The organism is Hyalangium ruber (genome assembly GCF_034259325.1).
Classification (GTDB): domain Bacteria; phylum Myxococcota; class Myxococcia; order Myxococcales; family Myxococcaceae; genus Hyalangium_A; species Hyalangium_A rubrum.
Window position 1 is genome coordinate 424,593 of record NZ_JAXIVS010000008.1, and the last position, 18,389, is coordinate 442,981.

The following is an 18,389-nucleotide window of genomic DNA, read 5'->3' on the forward strand; positions in this document are numbered from 1 at the left end:
TATTTGACGCGGACCAGGATGCACTCGGCCCGTGAATCGCTCCCGATTCAGATAGAGTCCCGCCGCCATGGCGCGTCTGTCTTCCGTCGATCCACCCCTCCGCCGCGATGTCCGCCTCCTGGGCCGGCTGCTCGGTGAAGTCCTCATCGAGCAGCAAGGGCAGGCTTTGTTTGATCTGGAGGAGCAGGTCCGGCACCTCTCCATCCAGCGCCGCCGAGGCCCCAAACCGGGGCGCCGCGCCACCGCGGGCGAGCTCGCCGCGCTGCTGCGAGACCTCCCCCTGGAGCAGGCCGAGCCGGTGCTGCGCGCCTTCTCCGTCTACTTCCAGCTCGTCAACCTCGCCGAGCAGCACCACCGCATCCGCCGCACCCGCGCCCATGCCAGCGATCCGGAGGCCTTGCCCCAGCGTGGCTCCCTGGAGGCCGCGTTCCAGAAGCTGAAGGAAGCGGGCGTCCCCGCCGAGCGTGTGCGCGAGGCCCTGCGCACCATGCACGTGACGCTGACGCTCACCGCGCACCCCACGCAGGCGGCGCGCCGCACGCTGCTGGAGAAGCTCTACCGCATTCAGCGCCTGCTCGAGGAGCGCGACCGCTGCTCGCTCACGCCCCAGGAGATGGCCGACAACCTGGAGTCCATGCGCGAGGAGATCACCGCCCTCTGGCAGTCGGACGAGCTGCGGCGCATGAAGCCCACCGTGGGCGACGAGGTGAAGAACGTCCTCTGGTACGTGGAGGAGGTGCTCGCCGAGCAGCTCGCGCGGCTCCCGGAGGTGATCGCCTGGGCCTTCGAGCATGCCTACGCGGAGCCGCTGGGTCCCATCGCCTCGCCCGCGCGGCTGCACTCGTGGGTGGGCGGGGACATGGACGGCAACCCGCTGGTGACGCCCGAGGTGTTGGCCGACACGCTGCGCGCTCACCGGGCTCGTGGCCTGCGCATGTTGCTGCGCGACATCGAGTCCCTCGGTGTCAACCTGTCCCAGTCGGACCGCCACGCGACCACTCCTGAGGAGCTTCAGGCCTCGTTGGAGAAGGATGGGGCGCGGCTGCCCGAGGTGGCGCGGCGGCAGGGGCCGCGCACGGCGGGTGAGCCGTGGCGTCGCAAGCTGCGCTTCATGGAGGCTCGGCTTCAGCTGGCGCTCCGGTACGTGGAGGGCCAGCGCGTTGGGCGCACGGAGCCGATGGCGCCCGAGGCCTACCGCTCTCCCGCGGAGCTGCTGCAGGATCTGGAGCTCATCGAGCGCACGCTCCTGCAGGTGAAGTCGGCGCGCGCGGGAGTCCGGAACGTGCGGCGGGTGCTGGAGCGGGTGCGCGTCATGGGCTTCCATCTGGCGGAGCTGGAGTTCCGCGTGCCGGCCGAGGACGCCATCAGCGCCGCGGCCTCGCTCAATGGCGGGCCCGCGCCCTCGGAAGGGGGCGAGCGGCTGCTCGCGGTGCTGGAGCGGGTGCGCGAGGCCCAGACCGAGTCAGGCGAGGAGGCGTGCCGTACCTTCATCCTCTCCATGGCCAGCACCGCGGACGATGTGCTGGCGGCCTTCCGGTGTGCGCGCCACGCGGGCCTCTGGGACGCGCAGCGCGGCTGCGCCACGGTGGACATCGTGCCGCTGTTCGAGCAGCTCGGCGCGCTGGATGACGGCCCGAAGGTGCTCGAGGCGCTCTTCGCAGACCCGGCCTACCGGCGTCACCTGCAAGCCCGAGGCGTGCAGGAGGTGATGGTGGGCTACAGCGACTCGGGCAAGGAGGTGGGGCTGCTGGCCGCGGCCGCCGCGCTCTACCGGGCCCAGGTGGCGCTCAACCAGGTGGCGAAGGCGGCGGGGGTTCCCCTGCGCCTCTTCCACGGCCGAGGCGAGTCCGTGGCGCGCGGAGGAGGGCCCGCCCAGCAGGCCATCCTCGCGCTGCCTCCGGGCAGCCTGGTGGGCGGTTACAAGGCCACGGAGCAGGGTGAGGCGCTGGACCACAAGTACGCGCGGCCCGAGCTGGCGCGGCGCACGCTGGAGCTGGTGCTCGGCGGCGTGCTGCTGCACACGATGGACGCCCAGCCCCGGCCCTCCGAGGCGGACGAGGCGGCCTTCCGCGACATCTTCAACACGCTGGCGGAGACGGGCCGGCGCGAGTACCGCTCCCTGGTCTGGGAGGATCCGCGCTTCGTCGAGTTCTTCCTGGCGGCCACCCCCGTGGAGGAGATCTCCGCGCTGCCCATCGGCTCGCGTCCCAGCAAGCGCAAGGCGGGAGGGCTCGAGTCGCTGCGCGCCATCCCCTGGGTGTTCGCGTGGACGCAGAACCGGGCCATCCTGCCGGGCTGGTACGGCGTGGGCTCGGCGCTGGAGGCCTTCGTGGACAAGCCGGATGGCCTGGGGCGGCTCAAGCGCATGTACCGGGAGTGGCCCTTCTTCCGGACGGTCATCGACAACGTGACGATGGTGCTGGCCAAGAGCGACATCGCCATCGCCTCGCGCTACGCGACGCTGGCACCCGAGTCCACCCGGCCGCTGTGGCGCCGCATCCGCGCCGAGTACAAGCGCACGCGCCGCCTGGTGAAGCGGATTACGGGCGAGGCGCGGCTGTTGGACCACAACCCCCAGCTCCAGCGCTCCATCGCCCTGCGGAACCCCTACGTGGACCCCATGTCCTTCCTCCAGGTGGAGCTGCTGCGGCGCAAGCGCGCCGGCCAGGAGGAGGTGGATCGTCCGCTGCTCCTCACGCTCAACGGCATCGCCGCGGGCATGCGCAACACGGGCTGAGCTCCATGACTGAGAAAGTCCCCTACATCCTCCGCTCCCACCGGCCGGGCGACATGGGCTGGGTCGTCCACCGCCACGGGGTGCTCTACGCCCAGGAGTACGGCTGGGACGAGCGCTTCGAGGCGCTGGTGGCCAGCGTGGTGGCGGAGTTCATCCAGAACCTGGATCCGAAGCGCGAGCGCTGCTGGCTGGCCGAGCGGGACGGAGAGGTGGTGGGCTCCGTGTTCCTCGTGAAGAAGACGGAGGAGGTGGCCAAGCTCCGTCTCCTGCTGGTGGAGTCCAAGGCGCGTGGGCTGGGGATCGGCGCCCGGCTGGTGGACGAGTGCCTGCGCTTCAGCCGGCAAGCTGGCTACAAGCGCATCACCCTGTGGACGAGCAGCGTGCTCACCGGCGCCCGCACCCTCTATGAGAGGGCGGGCTTCCAGCTCGTCCACTCCGAGCCGGATCCGCTCTTTGGTCCCGGGCAGCTCGCGGAGACATGGGAGCGGGAGCTGTAGCGGCCCGACGCTCCGACTCGGAATCAGAGCCCGTTGTCGCGCAGCACGCGCGTGGCCTCGGCGGCCATGACACGGTGGCCCTCGGCGCTGGGGTGGATGCCGTCCACCTCCAGCCCGTCGATGAACAGGTGGATGTTGTTGGGCTGGCGCGTCACCGCCTCCAGGTCGATGACGTGGGCGCGCTTCTGCTCGCGGACCCACGCGTTGAACACGAGCCGGCTTGCCTTCACCACCTCGTAGTTGCCGTGGTTCGACTTCTCCTTGGGCAGCAGGGTGCTGACCCACGGCTGGCAGAAAGGCTGCAGCCGGTCGAGCAGACGGGTCATCCGCGCCTGGAGCTGCTCGTCGGTCACCGCGCTCAAGTCGTTGGTCCCCAGGAGGATGAGGCAGTCGGTGACACCCGAGAGCGCGAGGACCTCCTGGTCCAGGGTATCCAGCGCGCCCCAGAAGCCCTGGCCGCTCACGCCCGCGTTGATGACCGGCACACCCAGCTGCGCCTGGACGAGCGTGGGCCACGCGTTGCGCATGTCATTGTAGGTGTCGATGTAGCCCTCGGTGATGCTGTCACCCAGGGCCAGGAAGACGCGGCCCGTTGGACCCTCGACGTCGATGGTGGCGACCCCGATGGCGCGCTGCCACGAAGCGCCTCCGATGGCGCTGGGGGTGCTGGCGTGCGCGCCGGAGCGCGCGAAGCTGCCCGGAAACGCGTTGATCGCGGACACGGACAGCGCTCCCTTCACCTCGAAGGACACGTACAGCTCGTCCCGGAAGCCCACGGGGAAGTCGATCGGATCGGACGTCACGCGGACGCGCGCTCCCACGCTGAAGCCGGAGGAGCCCGAGAAGGTGATGGGGACGGGCGCCGACGCGAGCGCCCCACTGGGGCCCGCATGGGCCACGGTGGCCTTCTGCAGCGTCAGGCCGCTGTCTCCCGAGCGGAACGTCACCCGCAGCCGGTCTCCCGCGCGGCCGATGGGGATGCGCATGCGGAACGTCGTCAGGGAGCCCACGCTGTGGGACCAGCGCAGCGCCTGATGGAAGCCGGGCTGGAACGAGATCGCCGGGACCCGAGGCGGTGTGGGCCGGTCCTCTTCCCGCTCATGCAGCACGAGCGGGGGTGCCACCTCCAGCCCATCGAGGGGAGGTGGCACCGGAGCGATGGAGTCCTCCACCCAGGCGGGTGGCTCGGCGTCGGAGGAGGGGTCCGGAGAGGCAACGTCTTCGGCTCCAGGTCCGCAGCCGCTCCAGAGCCCGAGGCTCAGCAGGCTCACCAGGAGCCCAAGTCTCGCTTTTGCTCCCATCCCAACCCCCTCTCGGAGGGCAACTTGGGCATGTCCTACATAGCCGAGTAGAGAGCGCTCAGTTCAAACGCGAGGTTCCATTGTCTGGTACCCAGGCGAGAGGACGGGCCTTGCGTGGGGTGCTCAGGGGACACAAGCGCCAGCGTCGGCGTTGCTTTGTAGGGGTTGGCAGGTACCTCGGGCGCAGCCTGGCTGGCCGCTCGGGTAGCGGCAGATCGGGCGGCAGGTGAGCCCCTCTCCCGTGCGAACGCAGGCGCTGCCTCGCGCGCACTGGTTGGAGAACTCGCAGGTCGCTCCCTCGCTCAGGTTCCCGGTGCTCGCGCACAGGGCCGAGTCCGTCGTGGGGTAGCAGCTGAGCGGGCTCTCGCAGTCCTGGGCCAGCAGATCGCAGCGCTGGGATGGGGCGCCGCAAATCAACGGCAGCTCCACCGTGCCCGGGAGCCGGAGCACCTCATTGCACTCACGCGGCGCGGCGCACGAGGCCGTGTCGTGGCACAGCCGCGCGCACTGGAAGCCGGTGCCGCCATCCGCGAGCGCCACATCCGTGCAGAACAGCCCCTTCTTGCAGGTGTCGATCCCCAGCGGCTCCGAAGCGCCCAGCTGACACGGCGCGCCCTCGTCCGCCGTTCCCTCCGCCACGCACTCGCGCCAGGTGCCGCCGTCTCCGCGCACGTACGTGCAGCGCTGGCCGTCGGGGCAGTCCTGGCGCACCGGATCGCACGCGCCGCCGAAGCACTGGCTGCCGGTGCCTCCATCCTCGAGCTGGCGGAAGAGACAGCTCTGCCCCGCGTCACATCCGCGCTGTCGCGAGACCTCGCACGTGAAGGGCGAGGGGACGGGTTCGTGCCCCGCATCCTCCTCGGGCCGAGAGCCTCCATCGCGCGTTCCCGCGTCGGTGCCGGGGCTCGGAGTCCCCGGTGTTGGCCCCTTGTCACTGCACCCGAGACCGCCCAGCGCTCCCAAGAGGAGGGCTCCCCACAGCGGAATCAGGCGTGCGCGCATCGGAACTCCCAGACAATCGAGAAGGACGGGGGGTAACACGACACATGGAGCGCACGGGGGCTCTTGAACCGAGCCTGGAAGACAGCCGACACTTTGACTCGCAAGTACGGCGGGAAGGCACGGGACGGGGTAGAGCACGCTCACATGATGAATCCAGATTTGCAGCGCTGGTCCCGGGAGCTTGAGTTCCACATGAACACTGATTCCGCCGATCTGCCGTTCACGGGTGGAGAAGCCCAGCCGAACCGCCGAGCCGAGGAGCGGGTACCCGCACGCTTCGAGGTCCACTTCAGCCAGACGGAGGATGCCGCCAAGGCCCTCCGCGCCTATTCGCTGAACATCTCGAGCGGCGGGCTGTGCCTGCGCACCCGACGTGCCTATGACGTGGGAGCGCCAGTGCGGCTCGAGCTGCACGTGAACGGCGAGCTCTTCAAGCTCCAGGGCGTCGTCGCCTGGGTGCGTGACGAGTCCGAGGCCGTGGGCGTGCGCTTCACGAAGCTGACGGAGGACGATCGCACTCGCCTCCAGAGCCTCATCGACAGCCTGAAGCGCTGATCAGCGGCTCAGCGACGGGACTCGAACCCGTCGTGCCGGAACACCTGGCAGTCGGCGGTGAAGCCGCAGGCCTCGTAGAAGCTCGCCAGCTCCGCGCCGGCCTCGTGACGGCCGGCCAGCTCCAGGCGCTTCACGCTCAGCACCTTGGCCCGCTCGATGGCGTGCAGCAGCAGCGCCTTGCCCACGCCGCGCCGCCGCCAGCTCTCCGTCACCACCAGCTCATCCACCGTGGCGATGCGCCCGCGCAGCCGCAGCTGCGGCCGGTGCGAGAGGCTGAGCATGCCCACGGGCCGGTCCTGCGGATCGCACGCGACGAAGATCTCGATCTCGGGATGGCTGGTGACCCAATGCACCGTCTGCGTGTCCGAGCCCTCAGGGAAGCCGAGCTCCCGCAGCAGCGTGGCCAGGGCTTCGGCATCTCCGCGGCGCGCGCGACGGATGCGGAACGCCTGGGGGGAGGCGGGTGAGGGAGACGGCGTCGGACTTTTGACGATGGGGGGCGGCACGAAGGTTTGCAGTGTAACGAAAGGGCCGCCGCTCCTTCAAAGGAGAACGGCGGCCCCAAGTTCCTACATGGACGCAGCGTGCGCCTACGGCTCCTCGGCGGCGAGCGAGCGGATGCTCTGGGTGACGTCCGCCTGCTGCGGCACGCTGGCCATCTCCAGCGTGTCGGCCAGGCCGATGCCGGGCACGAACTTGCCGGCCAGCAGCCGCGGCGGCGCCAGCAGCTTGTAGAACAGCTCCTCCACCGTGCGGCGCACCAGGTGCTCACCGAAGTTCGTCACCTCGGTGTCCTCGTTCACGTACAGCACGCGGCCCGTCTTCTCGATGGAGCTCTTGAGCAGGTCCCAGTCGTACGGCCACAGCGTGCGCAGGTCGATGACCTCCACGCTCACACCCTCCTCGCGCAGGGTGTCGGCCGCCTTGGCGCACAGGGGCAGGGTGCGGCCGTAGCTGACCACCGTCACCTGCGTGCCCTCGCGCACCACCTTGCCCTTGCCGATGGGCACCGCGTACGCCTCCAGCGCCGGCCACTGCGGCTTCCACGCCGAGCGGTCACCCAGCGGCGCGTCGATCATCTTCGACAGCTGCCGATCATCGTCCGGCTCGCCGGGGATGCGCTCCTCGCCCTTCACGCGCAGGAGCGCCTTGGGCTCCAGGTACATGACGGGGTTGAGATCCTGGCAGGCGGAGATCATCAGCCCGTACGCGTCCAGCGGGTTGGAAGGCATGACGATCTTCCAGCCGGGGATGTGGGTCGCCGTCGCGTCGAACGAGTGCGAGTGGTAGATGGAGCCGCGGATGCCGCTGCCCACCGGCGTCTTCACCACCATGGGCAGGTTCCAGTCCCCGTTGGTGGACCAGAGCGTGTTGCCGGCGATCTTCAGCAGATCGATGGTGTTGTAGATGTAGTCGGCGAACTGGATCTCGGCGACCGGGCGCTGGCCCGCCATGGCCAGGCCAATGGCCGTGCCGATGATGCCGCGCTCGTCCAGGGGCGAGTTCCACGCCGTCTTCAAGCTCTGGGTCGCCGTGAAGACGCCACCCAGCGGCATGCCCACGTCCTCGCCAAAGATGTCCATCACGCCGAGGTGCTCCTCGGCGTAGTGCAGGGCCATGCGAACGGCCTGAGCCATGTTGGCCATGGTTATTTCTTCTCCGCGAAGATGTGGTTCCAGATGGTCTCGGGGGCCGGCAGCGGCTCTTCCCGCACCAGGCGGGCGGAGGCGGCCATGTCCTCGGTGTAGCGGTTGCGCAGCTCGTCCATCTGCTGGCGCGTCAGCACGCCCTCCTTCTCCAGCTTGGCCTCGAACTCCTTGAGGCAGTCCATCTCGTTGCCCACGAAGTTGGCGCCCGAGGCCGAGGAGTGCCCGTACAGGCGCGACACCCGCGCCTCCAGCAGGAAGGGCTTGCGCTCCTTGCGCACGTACTCCATCGCCTCCTTCAGCTCGTTGTAGGACTCGATGGGATCGTTGCCGTTGATGGTCTTGCTGCGGATGTTGAAGGCGCGCCCGCGGTCGGCGACGTTCGTCTCGCCGTGCTGGCCGTCCGCCGAGGTGGAGATGCCCCACTTGTTGTTGGTGACGATGATGAGGATGGGCAGCGGGTTGGCGGGGCGGCTGCTCCAGACGAGGCAGGTGGCGAAATCGCCCTCGGCCGTGCCCGCGTCACCGCCGGTGACGATGGTGATGCCGTCGCCGCCGTGGCGCTTCTGCGCCATGGCCGTGCCCGGGGCGATCGAGTACTGCACCTCGATGGGCGAGGAGACGGGGGCGATGTTCCACTCCTTCTTGGAGAAGTGGCCGGCGAAGTTGCGGCCGCCCGAGTACGGGTCGCTGGCGGTGTTCTTCATCTGCCGCATCGCGCCGATGGGCTCCTCACCGAGCGCCAGCAGCGTGGCCGACTGGCGGTAGTGGGCGTGCAGGTAGTCGTAGTCCAGGCCCTGGCCCTTCTTCATCAGCAGCCCGAGCGGGACGTTGAACGCCTCCTCGCCGGGGCCGCCGATCCAGAAGAAGCCGTGGCCCTGCTTGTACATCTGGATGAGGCGCTCCTCGAGCACGCGCGCCTTCACCATCACATCGTGGATCCGGACGAGCAGCTCGCGATCGAGCGTGGGCCCGGAGGAGGCTTCATCGCGGTTGAGCAAGCGGGGTCGTGACAAGCGAGGCTTCCTGAGGAATGGGAGGATGCCCCTATACCCCAAAGGTGCCCCTCGGACTCAAGCCTGCTCCGCGCGCACGTGTCCTCGATGAACGCAGGGAGGCGGGTGTGGCGCGCTGCGGCAATCAGCGCGGCTTCTTGGACTCATGCGCACCTTGGGAGGACAGGGGCTCGCCGCGGCTCCGGTGCAGCTCGCGGGCCCGGATGGCGAGCGCGCTCTGGCCTTCCGTGTCGGCGCGCGTGGCGATGAGCGCCAGCGTCTCTCCGCCGAGGTGCGGGGCGCCCGGGCCCGAGAGCAGCTGCTCCAGGTCCGCGAAGCGCCCGGCGTTCAGCAGCGCGGTGGTCAGCGCGTGGCCCGTGCGCGCGGAGGGCTCGGCGGTGAAGGCGGCCTGGAGGGGGCGGATGGCGAACTCCGCGAGGCCGCTGTCCAGCAGCAGCTCGCCCACGAAGCGTGGATCGTGCGGCACCTCTGGAAGTTCGGCGGGAGGCCGGGCCGGAGATGGGCGCTTCTTCGAGGCGTTTGAGGCGTGAGCGTTCAGGCGCAGGTCCTGGAGGAGTTGCTCGACGTGCGCCTCGGCTTCACCCGCGGCGGGCCTGGTGCGTCGGAGCAGGGTGGGGGAGCGGAGCTGGCGCATGTAGCGCCCCTCCACCCGCGCGCGCCAGTACTGCACCCCGTTCATCACCCCCAGGCTGAGCGCGAGCAGCCCCAGCCAGAGCTCCTTATAGAGGATGGCGAGCACGAGCCCGCAGGCGGCCACTCCGAGGGAGATGAGGTGGATGAGCCACTCGTAGCGGGAGCCTCCGCGCTCGCGGATCACCGCCGCCATGATGTGCCCGCCATCCAGGGGGACAATGGGCAGCAGGTTGAGCAACCCCAGGCCAAAATTGGTCCAGATCAGCGCTTGAAACGTGAAGCCCGCCAGGCCGCTGGACAGGCCAGCGGGCGTGAGTTCGCGCACCCCCCACACCAGGCAGCCGAGCACGAAACCCGCCACCGGACCGGCCAGGGAAACCCACAACCGTTGACGGTGGGTGAGCCGCTCCGCGTCTTCACCCGTGGTGGTTCCGCCCAGCCCGTGCAGGGTGATGCTCGCGGGGCAGCCATAGCGCCGGTACGTCAGCGCATGGCCCAGCTCGTGGACGAGTACCGAGGCGAAGACGACACCAAACCACACGGCCAGCCGCGCCGGCTCCCTCAGCAGGGACGCGCCGAGGCCCAGGGTGGTGAGGAGGAACAGCGGGTGAACCTGGACCGGAAAGCCGGCCAATCGGAAGCGCGGAGTCATGGCCTCCCCAGGGGGTAGGGACGCCCGGCATCCTAACCGGCGGGGAGCCGGGCTGCAGGGCAGGGGGGCCGGGGGCTCGCACTCGCGCGGAAGTGCGCTACAGTCCCGGCGCCTTTTCATTGCCAGCCCGCGCTCGGTTCGCGGCCTGTCCCTCAGGTGTGCCCTTGTCCAACAAGACGAACCCGCGCCTCAATCCACCCGAAGACGCCTCGCCTGAGGATTCCGTTCCACCCGCCGAGCACACAGGAACGCGGCCAACGGTCGAGCCCACGGCCACCCACCACACCGTCAACTTCACCGCCACCTCGCTGGCGGCCCCGGTCGCTGGGGAGATGACGGGCACCATCGTCGCTCCGCTCGAGGCCGGTGAGCTGCCCGACGTGGCCTCCATCCGCGGCATGCGGCTGGACCAGTTGCTGCTGTTGACCACGGGCGCGCTCGTCGTCGTCATCGTCGGTCTGCTCGCCGCGCTCTCGTTCGCCTCCACGAAGAACCTGTTCGAGGACACCGCCGGCCGCTTCAAGGACAGGCTCCAGAGCCAGGCCCGCGAGCTCGGACAGACGGTGAGCCACACCCTGGCGCTCACCTCCGCCACCTCGCTGCGCGACAACAACTACGGCTTCCTCTCCGAGGTGGCGCGCTCCATCACCGAGGACAACCCCAACATCCTGCGCGTGCAGATGTTCGACGCCGACGGGCTGCTGGTGGCCGACTCGGACAAGGACGCCAAGCTGGGCGAGTCCTCCGGAGGCCGCAAGGCCGAGCGTGGCTGGGCCACCGCCTTCTTCCAGGATCAGCCCGTCTTCGAGTTCCAGGAGCCGCTGGACTACAACTCCCAGAGCGGCAAGGGCCTCATCGTCATCAGCTACTCGCTCAACGCGCTCCAGAAGCAGATCAACGAGCTGGAGGAGAGCAAGCAGCAGACCCTGCGGCAGACGACGCTGCGCACCGTGGGCCTGGGGCTCGGCTTCGTGGTGCTCGCCGGCATCCTCGCCGCGCTGCAGAGCCGCAGCGTGACCCGGCCCCTGGGCGTGCTCACCCGCCGGGTGATGCAGCTGGCCGCGGGTGACCTGAGCGCTCGCAGCACCGGGCAGGCCACGGGCGCCGGCCGCGAGGTGAAGACGCTGGGCGTGGTGTTCAACCACATGGCCGAGCGCATCAAGGTCCTGCTCGAGGACGTGCGCGTCAAGGCGCAGCTCGAGCGCGAGATGTCGCTTGCGCGCACGGTGCAGGAGACGCTGCTGCCCGGCCGCGAGGCGCTGCAGATGGGGCCCCTGCGCATCGCCGGCCTGGTCGTCACCGCGGATGCGTGCGGCGGCGACTGGTGGTTCCGCGCCCCGCTGGACGAGCAGCGCGTGGTGATCGGCATCGGCGACGTGACGGGCCACGGTCTGTCCACGGCGCTGGTGGCCACCAGCGCCACCTCGGGGTTCGCCTCGGCCATGACGATGCGCGAGCCGGACCAGCTCAACTCGCAGGTCCTCATCAGCGCGCTCAACATCACCCTGGCCCACCTGGGCCGCGCCGAGTACCAGATGTCCAGCGCGCTGGCCGTCATCGACACGCAGAACGGCCTCATCGACTACGCGGCCGGTGGCCACCCCGCCGCCGCCGTCTACAACCGGCTGTCGGGCCAGTTCGCCTCGCTGCCGGCGCGCGGCCCGCTGCTGGGCGCCTCTGTCACCTCCACGTACTCCTCGCGCCAGGCGCAGCTGCGCCCGGGCGACATCGTGGTCTGGTACACGGACGGTCTCACCGAGGCGCGTGACGCGGGCGGCAAGCTCTACGGCACCCAGCGCCTGGGCGCCGCCGTCCAGGCCAACGCCAGCCTGTCGGCCGAAGCGCTGCGCGACGCCATCCTGGCGGACGTGCGCGCCTTCAGCGCCGGTCAACCCCAGCGTGACGACATCACCGTCGTCGTCGCCGAGTTCAGCCCTGCCTCCTAGCTTCCGGAACCGCATGAGCCGCATCCATCGACCCACCCGTGTGCGCCGCTTCCTGTCGGCGCTCGTTCTCGTCAACATGCTCTCGGGCAGCGCGGCCCTGGCGCAGTACCGCCCGCCGCCGCTCACCGAGTCCCAGCAGCTGGTGAAGGAGGCGGAAGTCTCCCAGGTCGCCGCCAGCGCCGCCCTCACCTCCGGCAACAAGAAGGAGGCCGAGGAGAAGAACCGCAAGGCGCTGCAGCTCTTCGAGCAGGCGCTCACGGTGGATCCCACCTCGGTGCCGGCCGCCGCGGGCCTGGGCACCGTGGGCAACCTGCTGCAGGACTACAACCGCGTCGCCGAGAAGCTCAAGCCGGTGCTCGCCTCCAACCCCGGGGAGATCTCCCTGGCCTACCCGCTGGGCGTGGCGCTCTACAAGCTGCGCCGCGTCCAGGAGGCGCTGCCGCTGCTGGAGCAGGTGTCCGACGCGAACCTGCCCGAGCACCTCATCGTCAACTACTACCTGGGCAGCTACTACCTCTATGAGCAGCGCGGGGACGTGGCCATCGCCAAGCTCCAGCGCTACCTGTCGCTGCGCCCGGAGAAGCTGGCCGGCAACGACTACCAGATCCACGAGCTGATCGGCCGCGGCCACCTGCTGCGCCGTGATCCGGCCTCCGCGCGCGCCGCCTTCCAGCGCGCCCAGACGGGCCGCCCGGAGTCGGTCTCCACGCAGATGGGCCTGGCGGCCGTGCTGGAGATGGAGGGCCGCACCCAGGAGGCGCAGACGCTGGTGCAGAAGCTCGTCACCTCGTTCCCGCAGGCGCCCGAGCCCAAGGAGCGCCTGGGCCGCATGCTGCTGTCCACGGGCGACGTGGCCGGCGCGGAGACGCAGGCGGTGGCCCTGGTGAAGCTGGGCGGCACCGCGGCCGCGCACCTGCTGCTCGGTGACGTGCGCCTGGCGCAGAAGAAGGCCACGGAGGCCGAGGCCGAGTACCGCAAGGTGCTGCAGCTCGCGCCGGGCCTGGTGTCGGCGCAGATCGCCGTGGGCCGCGCGCTGCAGGCGCAGGGCCGCAACGAGGAGGCCATCCGCTACCTCGAGTCCGCGGCACAGGCGGGCGGCAACAACCTGGAGCTGTGGGCCTCGCTCGGCTCCGTCAACCGCCGCGCCAACCGCTTCCAGCGCGCCGTGGAGATCCACCGTCGCGTGGTGGAGCTCGCCCCGCGCCAGGCCCTGGGCTACGTGCTGCTGGGCGCCGACCACTTCGCCACCGGCCAGTGGGATCAGGCCATCGAGGACTACACCACCGCGCTCAACGTCGAGCCGGGCAACGCCACCGCCCAGAAGTGGCTGGCGCGCTCGCTGGCGCACCGCGCTCGGGGCCGCGCCGACTCGAACCGGCTGGATGACGCCATCCGCGATCTGCGCCGCGCGTACGATCTCGATCGCAGCGCCGCCATGGCCCGCCGGCTCGGCGCGGCGATGCTGGAGAAGCGCGAGTTCACCGGGGCGCGCGCCGTGCTGGAGCAGGGCGCGACGATGCAGGGCGCCACCTGGCGCGAGCACTGGCTGCTGGGCTACGCACGGCTGGGCGCCGGAGACGCCGAGGCGGCGCTGGCCGCCTTCGATCAGGCCGTGAAGCTCACAGAGCAGCCCGAGGATCTCGCGGATGTGTCCGTGGGCGCGGCGCTCGCCGAGGTGGAGCTGGGCCGCGTGGACGAGGCGGTGCAGCGGCTGTCCGAGCCGGGCCCCTCCAAGGCCGCCCGGGCGCTGGCCGAGGCCAACCTGCCGCTCATGCTGCTGCGCCGGGCGCTCACGCGCCTGGAAGGGTCGGAGCTGGAGGCGGCGCGCAAGGACGTGGAGCTCGCCGAGAAGTTCAACCTCGCCAAGCAGCCGGACCTGGCCAAGCTGGAGTCCTTCACCAAGGCGCTGCTGCTCACCGAGGAGAAGCGCTTCGCCGAGGCGAACGCGGCGCTCAAGCGCGGCCTCACCCCGACGCCGCGCTGGGCCCAGTCCAACACGCGCGCGCTGGCGGAGGCTTACATGCTCTACCGCAAGGAGCAGGTGCCTCAGGCGCGCAAGCTGCTGACGGCGGCGGCCAAGAAGCCCTCGCCCTGGCAGGCCAAGTGGATGTCCTCCCTGGCCAACGCGCTGCACCGCGTGGAAGGCGAGCGCGCGTACGCCGCGGGCAACTTCAAGCTGGCGGAGAAGGCCTTCAAGGCGGCGCTGGGCTCCGACTCCGAGGACGCGGTGCTGCAGCACAACCTGGCCTGCGTGGAGTACCGCAAGGGCAAGGCCGCCGACGCGGTGGTCACCTGGAAGCGGCTCGAGCCGCAGGTGCCCACGGCCGCGCTCAACCTGGGCATCGACGCCCAGGAGCGCCGCGATGACATTCCCGAGGCGGTGGATGCCTACCGCCGCTACCTGGCCACCGGTGGCTCGCGCGCGGGCGTCGTCCGCGAGTGGCGCGAGCGCCTGGTCGTCCTCTATGGGCTGGGCGGCGGCGCTACCGCCTCCGAGCCGTCCGAGGCCACCGCCACGGAGACCCTCCCATGAAGACCTCTCGCCTGTTGCTGATCTGCCTCGCGATGGTGTGCGCCTGGGCGCCCGCCGCGTGGGCCCAGAAGAAGTCCACCCTCGGCGTGTTCCTGCCCACCACCCTCACGGACGGCCAGGAGCGCTTCGAGTTCGCCGAGAAGCTCGCGGGCCAGCTCGGCACCGCGCTGGGCCAGCCCGTGGCGGCCAAGAGCTTCGGCCGCTACGAGGACTTCTCCAAGGCCATCTCCGACGGCCTGGTCGACTTCGCCGTGGTGGACGCGTGGGCCGCCGTGCAGCTGGGCGCCAAGGCCACCCCGGTGGCCTTCGCCGCGCTGTCCGGAGACACCAACCAGCGCTGGGCCATCGTCTCCAACGCCAAGGGCTCGGTGAAGGACCTCGCCGGCAAGCGGCTGGCGCTCACCAAGGGCTCGGGGCCCTCGGATCCGAAGTTCGTCTCGCACGTCGTCTTCGCGGGCGACCTGGATGCGCAGCGCCACTTCAAGATCGTCTCGGTGCCCAACGTGGAGTCGGCGCTCAAGGCGCTCGAGGCCAAGGGCGCCGAGGCCGCGCTGGTGCCGGTGTCGCACGTGCCCAAGGACATGAAGGTGCTCTTCCGCAGCGCCAAGGTGCCCGGCGCGGTGCTGGTGAGCCTGCGCGGCAACCCTGAGTCCCTGGAGAACAACCTCTCCCAGCTCTCCTCCGTGGCCCCCTTCAGCGCCTTCGTCAAGGTGCAGGGCCGTGAGTTCGAGGACTTCCGCAAGCTGGCCCAGCAGGGTCCACCGCGCCGCCAGCCAGTCATCATCGACAGCCCGGTGCTGCGCGTGGACACCGATGCCCTGGTGCAGTCCGAGCAGCTCAACCCGGTGCTGCCCTCCTTCACCAGCGCCATGGAAGTCTCGGGCGAGCAGCCCGACGATTGAGACACGATATGTAGCAAGTGGCCGGGCCCTTCGGGTGCCCGGCCAGGTCGTCACGCGGAATCAGACCCCACTACCGGTCAGGGTGGGGTCGGCAGGACCCAGCCCGTCAGAGGCGGGAGAGAGCTGAGCCCGTTCCGAGAGGCACCCAGGTGGGATGTGCCGGCGCACGGGTGGGGGAGTGCGGCACCCGGTGGTTTTAGGCCGCCACTTGGCTCACGTGAACGCAGTAGGGTAACTTGGATCCGACAGTTGGAGCGTTCGGGAGCGAACCTTGCAGCCAAGGGGTACTCCTCCGCTCGGACTGTCGTTCGGGGCTTCAAGAACCGTAGAAGGCTGCTCCACTAGCGGATGTGAGAATGATGCACTCGACTGTTTTGCGTTGGCCGCGGCGCGCTGCGGCTCGGATCTTCTCCGGGCACCGGTTGCTCCGGACGTCTCTGCAACTCTCCCTTGTCTTCTGCGTAATCGCGGGGCTCGCCACGGGCAACGCCGAAGCGCAGGAGCCGGCGAAGAAGCCCGCCAAGCCGAAGACGGCGAAGACGACGAAGACGCCCAAGACGCCCAAGACGCCCAAGACGGGGAAGGGCGCGAAGAAGGTCGCCGCTCCGGCCGCGACGACTCCCGAGCCCACGTCCTCTCCCCTGGATGCGTTCAACCCGGATGATCCGACGGCACCGGGCCCCATGGAGGCCCTGCCCACGACTCCCGACACGGAGCCCAGCGTGCCGACGTTCGACCCGCCGCCTCCGCCCGAGTCCAAGCCCGCGGTGGCGGAGCCCGCTCCGGCCCCGTCGCCGATGAGCCCGCCGCCCACGACGTCGCCGATGCCGGGTGCGGCCTCGCCGTCCGACCCGACGGTCGCCGCGCCTCCGACCTCGAACGTGCCGCAGTCCTCGCCGTTCACCGGCCCCGAGTCCTCGCGTCCGCTGCCGCCGCCCGCGGGCCTGGCCGGCTTCGATCCGGATCCGACGGCGGGCCAGGACTCCATCGAGGAGTCGGTGAACGTGCTCTTGAGCGAGGCGGTGGTGACGACCGCCGGCAAGCGCAAGCAGAACATCTCGGACGTGCCGCTCACGGTGTCGTGGATCCCCGCCGAGGAGCTGGAGGGCACGGGCGCCTTCACCCTGTGCGAGGCCATCCAGTACTTCCCCGGCCTCGAGTGCCGCCGCGGCTCCATGCGCAAGGTGGCGGTGAGCGCGCGTGGCCTCGGCTCCAACTACCTGTCCAACCGCCTGCTGCTGCTCAAGGACGGCCGTCCGCTGACGGACCCCTGGACGGGCCAGTTCTACGCGGATGAGACGACGCCGGTGACCAACCTGAAGCAGGTGGAAGTCATCCGCGGCCCGGGTTCGTCGCTGTACGGCTCCAACGCCTTCAGCGGCGTCATCAACATCATCGAGCGCCAGCCTGGGGACCTCATCCAGGAGGGCAAGAACCTGGGCTTCGACGGCCGCGTGCTGGCGGGCCAGGACAACACCTACCGCGTGCAGGCCACGGCGGCCGGTCGCGCGGGCCCGGTGGAGGCGCTGGCCAGCTACTACGGCTTCAGCTCGGACGGCGCGCAGCTGTTCAACAACCCGGCCACCGGCTTCGAGGACACCAACCAGGACTCGGTGGTGCATTCGGCCAGCGGCAAGCTGAAGGTGGGCATGTTCTCGCTGGACGCGGACTTCACCGACGCGGAGATCGGCCGCCCCGGCGGCACGCAGATCTCCACGGTGGGCAACTGCGGCCGCTGCCACTACACGGCTGACGACACCGAGCACGTGCAGAACCTGAACGCCGCCGCGCAGGTGGACACGCAGATCAACGAGAACGTGCGCGTGTTCGCCCAGGGCTACACGCTCTTCAAGCGCCGCGTGGTGGACCTGAAGAACATGGTCACCGGCGAGCTCCAGCCGGCCCTCGGCAAGCGCCGCCGCTACGGTGGTGAGGCGCGCGCCCTGGTCACCACGGGCAACCTGTCGCTGACCTTCGGTGGCGACGTGAAGGACGACCTGGTCAACAACCAGAACGTGCTGGCGGGCCTGACCTCGGACGACACCACGCAGATGATCCTCGGCGGCTTCGTGGACGCCGAGTACCGGCCGACCAGCCGCCTGGTGCTCGGCGTGGGCGCCCGCTACGACAATTACCAGATCCCCGAGAACGTCTGGACGGCGCGCAAGGATCAGATCTCCCCGCGCGCCTCCGTGGTGTTCCACGCGATGCCGGACCTGACGCTGCGCACCAACTACGGCCGCGCCTTCCGCGCCCCCACCCTGGCGGAGCTGGCCATCAACCAGCAGATGTACGCCGCCACGCTGCTGGGCAGCCCGGACCTGCGCGCCGAGACGCTGGACACCTTCGAGGCCTCGGTGGACTACTGGCCCTTCGAGCGCCGCGTGCGCCTGACGGGCACGGGCTTCTACAACATCGCCAAGAACTTCATTAACCAGCAGCTCATCTTCGGCTCCACCTCGCAGTTCCGGAACATCGGCGACGCGCGAGTGGCGGGCTTCGAGGTGGAGGCGGCCGCGCAGATCCCCTCGGCCAACTCCTCCTTCGACGTGGCCTACCAGTTCCTGGACGCCAAGGCGCTGCCCTACGGCGGCGGCCCCTCCACCGAACTCGACTACGCGCCGCGCCACCGGCTCTACGCGCGTGCCCGCACCAACCTGGGCAAGTCGGCGTTCGCCGAGGTGTACGGCCTGTACGTGGGCAACCGCTTCGATCCGGGCTTCCTGCTGGACGACTCGGGCGTCGCCGAGCGCGTGCAGTTGCCGGGCTACGTCACCGCCAGCGCCCGCGTCGGCGTGAACGTTACCCAGGGCCTGTCCGTGTCCTTGCTGGGCAACAACTTGTTCGACTCCAAGTACGAAGAGTCCCACGGCTTCCCGGCGCCCGGGCGCGGCGTGTACAGCGAAGTGAAGTTCCGTTACTAGGCGGCTGTGAGACCCATCACCCAGAGAGAGGCCCCTGGTGGCCTC

Annotated in this window: 13 protein-coding genes; 7 read left to right on the forward strand and 6 right to left on the reverse strand. The window is 70.0% G+C overall.

Annotated elements, in window-relative coordinates:
* Positions 1 to 67 precede the first annotated feature (67 nt).
* Complete coding sequence (locus tag SYV04_RS24690) at positions 68 to 2,737, forward strand: phosphoenolpyruvate carboxylase (RefSeq protein ID WP_321548333.1); 2,670 nt, start codon at positions 68 to 70, stop codon at positions 2,735 to 2,737.
* Positions 2,738 to 2,742: 5 nt separating this feature from the next.
* Positions 2,743 to 3,234 carry a GNAT family N-acetyltransferase gene (locus SYV04_RS24695; RefSeq protein WP_321548334.1) on the forward strand — a complete coding sequence of 164 codons (492 nt, stop codon included), beginning with the start codon at positions 2,743 to 2,745 and terminating at the stop codon, positions 3,232 to 3,234.
* A 23-nt stretch (positions 3,235 to 3,257) separates the two neighbouring features.
* Here SYV04_RS24695 and SYV04_RS24700 read toward each other — a convergent pair whose 3' ends face one another.
* Positions 3,258 to 4,505, reverse strand: coding sequence for an SGNH/GDSL hydrolase family protein (locus SYV04_RS24700; RefSeq protein WP_321548335.1), 1,248 nt, complete (start codon positions 4,503 to 4,505; stop codon positions 3,258 to 3,260).
* A gap of 153 nt (positions 4,506 to 4,658) precedes the next feature.
* Positions 4,659 to 5,537, reverse strand: a complete 879-nt coding sequence (locus SYV04_RS24705; protein ID WP_321548336.1) for a hypothetical protein — start codon at positions 5,535 to 5,537, stop codon at positions 4,659 to 4,661.
* 192 nt (positions 5,538 to 5,729) lie between these two features.
* Between SYV04_RS24705 and SYV04_RS24710 the strand changes: the two genes are divergently transcribed.
* A complete protein-coding gene (locus SYV04_RS24710) occupies positions 5,730 to 6,092 on the forward strand; it encodes a TIGR02266 family protein (protein ID WP_321548337.1) in 363 nt (120 codons plus the stop codon).
* 8 nt (positions 6,093 to 6,100) lie between these two features.
* Here SYV04_RS24710 and SYV04_RS24715 read toward each other — a convergent pair whose 3' ends face one another.
* The 4 genes from SYV04_RS24715 to SYV04_RS24730 all read right to left on the reverse strand — a co-directional run bounded on the left by SYV04_RS24715 (position 6,101) and on the right by SYV04_RS24730 (position 10,039).
* A complete protein-coding gene (locus SYV04_RS24715; protein ID WP_321548338.1) occupies positions 6,101 to 6,598 on the reverse strand; it encodes a GNAT family N-acetyltransferase in 498 nt (165 codons plus the stop codon).
* A gap of 84 nt (positions 6,599 to 6,682) precedes the next feature.
* On the reverse strand, positions 6,683 to 7,738 hold the full coding sequence (locus SYV04_RS24720; RefSeq protein ID WP_321548339.1) for an alpha-ketoacid dehydrogenase subunit beta: 1,056 nt from the start codon (positions 7,736 to 7,738) through the stop codon (positions 6,683 to 6,685).
* A 2-nt stretch (positions 7,739 to 7,740) separates the two neighbouring features.
* On the reverse strand, positions 7,741 to 8,754 hold the full coding sequence (locus SYV04_RS24725) for a thiamine pyrophosphate-dependent dehydrogenase E1 component subunit alpha (RefSeq protein ID WP_321548340.1): 1,014 nt from the start codon (positions 8,752 to 8,754) through the stop codon (positions 7,741 to 7,743).
* A 124-nt stretch (positions 8,755 to 8,878) separates the two neighbouring features.
* Positions 8,879 to 10,039, reverse strand: coding sequence for a metalloprotease (locus SYV04_RS24730; RefSeq protein WP_321548341.1), 1,161 nt, complete (start codon positions 10,037 to 10,039; stop codon positions 8,879 to 8,881).
* A 332-nt stretch (positions 10,040 to 10,371) separates the two neighbouring features.
* Between SYV04_RS24730 and SYV04_RS24735 the strand changes: the two genes are divergently transcribed.
* The 4 genes from SYV04_RS24735 to SYV04_RS24750 all read left to right on the forward strand — a co-directional run bounded on the left by SYV04_RS24735 (position 10,372) and on the right by SYV04_RS24750 (position 18,344).
* Complete coding sequence (locus tag SYV04_RS24735; protein ID WP_321548370.1) at positions 10,372 to 11,985, forward strand: SpoIIE family protein phosphatase; 1,614 nt, start codon at positions 10,372 to 10,374, stop codon at positions 11,983 to 11,985.
* A gap of 13 nt (positions 11,986 to 11,998) precedes the next feature.
* A complete protein-coding gene (locus SYV04_RS24740) occupies positions 11,999 to 14,518 on the forward strand; it encodes a tetratricopeptide repeat protein (RefSeq protein WP_321548342.1) in 2,520 nt (839 codons plus the stop codon).
* On the forward strand, positions 14,515 to 15,420 hold the full coding sequence (locus SYV04_RS24745; protein ID WP_321548343.1) for a PhnD/SsuA/transferrin family substrate-binding protein: 906 nt from the start codon (positions 14,515 to 14,517) through the stop codon (positions 15,418 to 15,420). The genes SYV04_RS24740 and SYV04_RS24745 overlap by 4 nt, the downstream gene beginning before the upstream one ends.
* 359 nt (positions 15,421 to 15,779) lie before the next feature.
* Positions 15,780 to 18,344, forward strand: coding sequence for a TonB-dependent receptor plug domain-containing protein (locus tag SYV04_RS24750; RefSeq protein ID WP_422723969.1), 2,565 nt, complete (start codon positions 15,780 to 15,782; stop codon positions 18,342 to 18,344).
* The last annotated feature ends 45 nt before the right edge of the window (positions 18,345 to 18,389 follow it).

Bases quoted from the DNA above. Each gene is read 5' to 3' on its own strand.
- SYV04_RS24690 (WP_321548333.1), top strand. From the start codon at position 68: ATGGCGCGTCTGTCTTCCGTCGATCCACCCCTCCGCCGCGATGTCCGC.
- SYV04_RS24695 (WP_321548334.1), top strand. From the start codon at position 2,743: ATGACTGAGAAAGTCCCCTACATCCTCCGCTCCCACCGGCCGGGCGAC.
- SYV04_RS24705 (WP_321548336.1), bottom strand. From the start codon at position 5,537: ATGCGCGCACGCCTGATTCCGCTGTGGGGAGCCCTCCTCTTGGGAGCG.
- SYV04_RS24710 (WP_321548337.1), top strand. From the start codon at position 5,730: ATGAACACTGATTCCGCCGATCTGCCGTTCACGGGTGGAGAAGCCCAG.
- SYV04_RS24720 (WP_321548339.1), bottom strand. From the start codon at position 7,738: ATGGCCAACATGGCTCAGGCCGTTCGCATGGCCCTGCACTACGCCGAG.
- SYV04_RS24730 (WP_321548341.1), bottom strand. From the start codon at position 10,039: ATGACTCCGCGCTTCCGATTGGCCGGCTTTCCGGTCCAGGTTCACCCG.
- SYV04_RS24735 (WP_321548370.1), top strand. From the start codon at position 10,372: ATGACGGGCACCATCGTCGCTCCGCTCGAGGCCGGTGAGCTGCCCGAC.
- SYV04_RS24740 (WP_321548342.1), top strand. From the start codon at position 11,999: ATGAGCCGCATCCATCGACCCACCCGTGTGCGCCGCTTCCTGTCGGCG.
- SYV04_RS24745 (WP_321548343.1), top strand. From the start codon at position 14,515: ATGAAGACCTCTCGCCTGTTGCTGATCTGCCTCGCGATGGTGTGCGCC.
- SYV04_RS24750 (WP_422723969.1), top strand. From the start codon at position 15,780: ATGCACTCGACTGTTTTGCGTTGGCCGCGGCGCGCTGCGGCTCGGATC.